Origin of the sequence: Synechococcus sp. H55.2, from assembly GCF_047462495.1 — a bacterium.
GTDB lineage: Bacteria > Cyanobacteriota > Cyanobacteriia > Thermostichales > Thermostichaceae > Thermostichus.
Genome location: NZ_JANSJH010000067.1, coordinates 11,590 through 15,839 on the forward strand (window position 1 = coordinate 11,590; position 4,250 = coordinate 15,839).

7 protein-coding genes are annotated in these 4,250 nt (G+C 57.5%); 4 read left to right on the forward strand and 3 right to left on the reverse strand.

Translation table 11 applies throughout. From position 1 onward, the window contains the following. Positions 1 to 207 (forward strand): hypothetical protein (locus NW844_RS08855; protein ID WP_414335024.1); only part of this gene is annotated, 207 nt, incomplete at its 5' end. Here NW844_RS08855 and NW844_RS08860 read toward each other — a convergent pair. The 3 genes from NW844_RS08860 to NW844_RS08870 all read right to left on the reverse strand — a co-directional run bounded on the left by NW844_RS08860 (position 204) and on the right by NW844_RS08870 (position 2,993). Then, on the reverse strand, positions 204 to 824 hold the full coding sequence (locus NW844_RS08860) for a biotin transporter BioY (RefSeq protein ID WP_414335025.1): 621 nt from the start codon (positions 822 to 824) through the stop codon (positions 204 to 206). The two genes, NW844_RS08855 and NW844_RS08860, sit on opposite strands and share 4 nt — an antisense overlap. Positions 825 to 1,329: 505 nt before the next feature. Beyond that, positions 1,330 to 2,619: an exonuclease subunit SbcD gene (gene sbcD, locus NW844_RS08865; protein WP_414335026.1), complete on the reverse strand. Its 1,290-nt coding sequence runs from the start codon at positions 2,617 to 2,619 to the stop codon at positions 1,330 to 1,332. A 122-nt stretch (positions 2,620 to 2,741) separates the two neighbouring features. Next, positions 2,742 to 2,993: an RNA recognition motif domain-containing protein gene (locus NW844_RS08870; RefSeq protein ID WP_414335027.1), complete on the reverse strand. Its 252-nt coding sequence runs from the start codon at positions 2,991 to 2,993 to the stop codon at positions 2,742 to 2,744. Positions 2,994 to 3,363: 370 nt separating this feature from the next. Here NW844_RS08870 and NW844_RS08875 point away from each other — a divergent pair, with 370 nt between their 5' ends. Genes NW844_RS08875 through NW844_RS08885 form a run of 3 tightly spaced genes read left to right on the forward strand, consistent with a single transcriptional unit; the run spans position 3,364 to position 4,181 of the window. Next, positions 3,364 to 3,543 carry an NblA/ycf18 family protein gene (locus tag NW844_RS08875; protein WP_414335028.1) on the forward strand — a complete coding sequence of 60 codons (180 nt, stop codon included), beginning with the start codon at positions 3,364 to 3,366 and terminating at the stop codon, positions 3,541 to 3,543. After that, complete coding sequence (locus NW844_RS08880) at positions 3,543 to 3,869, forward strand: DUF2499 domain-containing protein (RefSeq protein ID WP_414335029.1); 327 nt, start codon at positions 3,543 to 3,545, stop codon at positions 3,867 to 3,869. The genes NW844_RS08875 and NW844_RS08880 overlap by 1 nt, the downstream gene beginning before the upstream one ends. Positions 3,870 to 3,872: 3 nt before the next feature. Further along, positions 3,873 to 4,181, forward strand: a complete 309-nt coding sequence (locus NW844_RS08885; protein WP_414335030.1) for a DUF3593 domain-containing protein — start codon at positions 3,873 to 3,875, stop codon at positions 4,179 to 4,181. The last annotated feature ends 69 nt before the right edge of the window (positions 4,182 to 4,250 follow it).

Sequence of the window (4,250 nt, forward strand, 5' to 3'; positions counted from 1 at the left end):
GCGACCTATAAAACTCTAGAGCACTATAAGGAAGGGCTCCATAAACAAGCTGTATTGAACACCGCATTGAGCACAGTTCTTAGAATCTCAGAAAAAAGGTCAGATCCGCGCAGCCGTTATCTTTTTTTTAGATTTTCTGGCGTGAAGCTAACCTCAAGACCCTCCGGTTCTGCTGGGGCGAGCTTTGAGTTGCTGCTAGGGGGTTAGGAGTCTGCCGGCGGCCTTTCTCGTCCAACCCAGCGCCAGGTGGTGGGCAGCAGGGCTGCTGCCAGCCCGCACTTCACCAGGTCTCCTGGTATAAAAGGGAAGACCCCTTTGTTGAGCACTGCCAAGAGAGAGGTGGGGCCGACATTCTCGTTCAGCCATACCCCCAGCCAGGTGGCTCCCAGGACGTAGATCAAAGCCGAGCAGGAGAGCATAGCCGCCGCCATCTTCCAAGGGTCGCGATCCACCCCCCAGCGCTCCACAAACCAGCCCATCAGCCCAGCAGCCAGGGGAAAAGCTAGCAGGTAGCCCCCCGTCGCTCCGGCTAGGTGTTTGAGCCCAGCTCCGCCGCCGCTGAAGAAGGGCAATCCCAAAAGCCCCTCCAGCAGATACAGCAGCAAGGCGAGAAAGCCCAGCCTGGCACCAAAGCCTGCTCCCACCAGCATCACGCCAAAGGTTTGTCCGGTAATCGGTACCGGCGTGAAAGGCAAAGGGATCCGCACCTGAGCCAGGGCCGCTACAAATAAGCTGCCTCCCACCACCAGCAGCAAGTCTCGAACGCGGGAAGGGCGAGGCAGCAGGGTTTGCGCCAAAGGTGTGTGAACAAAAGTTGCAGTCATAGGCTACTCGAAAGACTGAGATACAAGGGATAGCAACCCTCTGCCGGGATCTGCCGGCTATCGCAAAAAGTTTTGGTTAGGGATCCCGATGGCATTGCAGCGATTGGCCGGCAAAAGGGCTGCATCCCGTGCAGTATACCGTAACCGGCGGATCCCGCACCTAGGCACTAGCTTTATCAATAAAAATAAAATTGGGTCTAGAGAAACAGTCTGTGCAGTCGGCCTTGCGGGGAAACCCTATTGTTGGGAATAACCAGAAAAGTCCAACGGGAGAACCGTACCGAGCCCGCTGCAGCTGCACAGCCCCTCAACTCAAAACCCAAAAAAAGACTGGCAGTGTGAGGTCTGCCAGTCTGAGCAGTTCCCTGTGAGTGAGCTGATGCCGTCGTTGCCAACGTCTTCAACCCGATCCCCAGTTTGTGTCGCTTCTTGCCATCTGGAAGTGATTTAGATCACCTGAGACTTGGGATCTTCAGCCTCGGCGAGCCCTTACAGAGGGAACACCTCAAAACAACGGCAACTGCTCCTCTTGCGCCGGGGCAGGCTCCTCCCAATTGGGATCCCAGTCCTGTGAGGGATCCGCGGCTTCTGCCAGCAGCTGACGGGCGGCGGCCAGCAACTCGTTGTGCAAAGGGGCCAGATCGCTGCGGTCGGCCAGATACTGCTCCAGAGCCGTCAGGGGCTCAAGTCGGCTGGGATCCAAGCCCGGCAGACGGATGCGGCCGGGGCCGATCACTTCCGGAGTGATGGTATAGCTAAAGGCAGGGGCGAGAGCATTGTGCAAAGCCCGCTCATCGACGCAGTCGAGCTGGTCGGGGCGTAGGCGGTAGATCAACCGCAGGATAGAGCCGGCCACCGGCGCCTTGGCGATGGCGGCCAGCAGTTTGGCCTGCACCTGCTGGGGCGGATCGGCGCTCAGATCCAGGCGGATGGTGTGAAAGGTGCGGGTGGGCAAGGGCAAAAATTCGTAGCTCGCACCTGTGGGGGTGACTTCGACCAGCACACAACCTTTTTCCTCTTTTTCCTCGCCAAAGTCCACCCGCTCAATACTGCCGGGATAGATCACCAAGGGATCCCGACACAGCACCTGATGGCGGTGCACATGCCCTAGGGCAACGTATTGGTAGGCAGGCCGCGCCAGCAGCGAGAGGGGTACCGTAAATCCTTTACCCACCGAAAGATGCCGTTCTGCTCCGTAGCGGGCCGTCTCTACCATGACGTGAGCCAGCAAAATCGCCGGGATCCCCGGCTGCAGGGTGCGGACCTCCCCCTCTAGGGCCAGATGAAGACGCTGCAGGAGCTGATGGGCGAGGATTTCCCCATCCAGTCCCAAGCTCTCTTGTTGCGTGAGCAGAGCGGAGCGGTTCAGCCAAGGTAAAGTCGTCACCTGCACCGGGCCGCTGCGAGTTGCGATCCGATGAGTTTGCAGCCTGTCTCCCACGATAAAGCCTGCAACCCCCAAAGCGCGGTAGATGGCCAGGCTGTTGCCCTCTTGCCCTTGCCCATACTGGTCGTGGTTGCCCACCAACAGGACGGTCGGGATCCCGGCATCGGCCAAGCGGCGAAATTGTTGGGCAAAAAGCTCTTGGTGGAGGGGGGGTGGTGTTGCATCGGGAAAAGCATCACCCCCGAACAACACCAGATCCACCGCTTGGTTGAGCGCATGGTCAATGCACAGGCGCAAAGAAGTCACAAAATCTTCTAAACGGGTGTTCAATCCGGTGGCCGGGTTGATGTGACCATGGGCAAGGCTGCTGCCCAGATGAACGTCCGAAAGATGTAGCAGCCTCACCATCTTGGATACTCTTGGAGTCTTTGAAGCCCTCTCATCTGTTGGGATCAACCTTGCCGTTCGCGTTAGCGGAGCCGAGTCCTTTGCTTGCCTGGCCTCCCAGATCCAGAGCTAGGAATCTTGGCTCAAGCTTGTCGGCGGGGTCTGGCTCGATCCAAACGCAAGGGCCGGCCCATGAACTCCTGCCCGTTAGCACTCTCGATGGCTTCATCTTCCTCGGCCTCGGTTGCCAGATCCACAAACGCGAAGCCTCTTGTCTGACCCGTTTCCCGATCTATCGGGATTGTAACCGACTTAACGTTCCACCTCTGCTGGAAGAAAGCTGCTAGTTCTTCTGTTGAGGCTTTATAGTTCAGGTTTCCCACAAAAATGGTCATAGCAATTCAAGCAAAGTAAGGCACCAATCAGCAAGAGGGGCAACCAGGCTCCAGGGTAATTCACTTCTATCATGGAGACTTACCGAATCGCACAACATGAAAGGATGTAAAGGGATCCCTGCCGGAAAATCCTCCCGCTTCCTGGTCCAAAATCTACCTTTGTCAAACTTTACAGGCCTGTACTCTCCCTGCCACCGGGTTGAATTCCTCTGCCCTCGCCTCAGCCAAACTCAGGCACCGCCGGGATCCCACACCTTGCCATGTTGTTGCAATTTGTTAAGATGTGTATTAGATTGCTTGCACTACCTGGCCGGATCTGCGCTGTTGCAACCCTCTGCAGATCCCTAAACCTGAGCACCCTGAGGTGATAATGATGGACGAAACGCTAGATCTCTCCTTGGAGCAGCAATTTCGCCAGCGGGCTTTCGAGACCTTGGTTTCTCGGATGAGCCACGAGCAGGCCAAAGACATCTTGGTTAAACTGCACAAGCAAATGCTGTTGCAGGAAGCCACTTACCGCCAACTGCTGCGTCATTCCCTCAGCGCCTGATGCACGCCCTTTCGCTTCCCACTTGGTGGATTCACATCGCCAGTGTCTTGGAGTGGAGCGCTGCCATTGTGCTTGTGTGGCAATTTGGGGGGCGGGTGGGCCGGCCCGAGTGGCGAAGTTTGAGCTGGGCAATGCTGCCCGCTTTGCTGGGGGCGATGTGCGCGATCACCTGGCACTGGTTTGACAACGACCCCAATTTGGACTGGGTGGTAACTGCCCAGGCCAGTTTTACTTTAATCGGCAACTGTACGCTGGCCTGGGCTGCTTACCACATTTGGCGGGCTGAGGCAGCAGATGCACCTTCACGGGAGGGGGAGCCCGACTGAGCGATGAACAGTTTGTTTGCCCTCTCCTTGTTTCCTTACTTGGTCTTTTTGTTCTTCCTGTCGCGGCTGCGCCGGATCCCGCGGCTGGCCCTGACTGGGTTTTGGCTGCTGCTCCTTTTTGTGGCCATCAGCATCCCGGCAGGGCTGTACGCTCAGGTTCACTACGGCACTTCTCTGGCCAACGTGGATCCCTTGCATGGGGGGGCAGAGGCTTTTCTCACCCTCTCCAACATTTTGGTGGCCTTGGGCTTCAAGCAAGCCATTGACCGCCAGGGATCCCCAGAGGCTGGGGACGGCAGCTCTGAGTTGTAGTCATTGCAAACGAGCCTGAGCCAGTCTTTCGACCTGACACACTGCCGAGCCCAAGCGCTCCGCGCCGCT

Excerpts from the sequence above, each read along its gene's own strand:
- sbcD (WP_414335026.1), bottom strand. The coding sequence starts at position 2,619 with ATGGTGAGGCTGCTACATCTTTCGGACGTTCATCTGGGCAGCAGCCTT.
- NW844_RS08885 (WP_414335030.1), top strand. The coding sequence starts at position 3,873 with ATGAACAGTTTGTTTGCCCTCTCCTTGTTTCCTTACTTGGTCTTTTTG.
- NW844_RS08860 (WP_414335025.1), bottom strand. The coding sequence starts at position 824 with ATGACTGCAACTTTTGTTCACACACCTTTGGCGCAAACCCTGCTGCCT.
- NW844_RS08880 (WP_414335029.1), top strand. The coding sequence starts at position 3,543 with ATGCACGCCCTTTCGCTTCCCACTTGGTGGATTCACATCGCCAGTGTC.
- NW844_RS08875 (WP_414335028.1), top strand. The coding sequence starts at position 3,364 with ATGATGGACGAAACGCTAGATCTCTCCTTGGAGCAGCAATTTCGCCAG.
- NW844_RS08870 (WP_414335027.1), bottom strand. The coding sequence starts at position 2,993 with ATGACCATTTTTGTGGGAAACCTGAACTATAAAGCCTCAACAGAAGAA.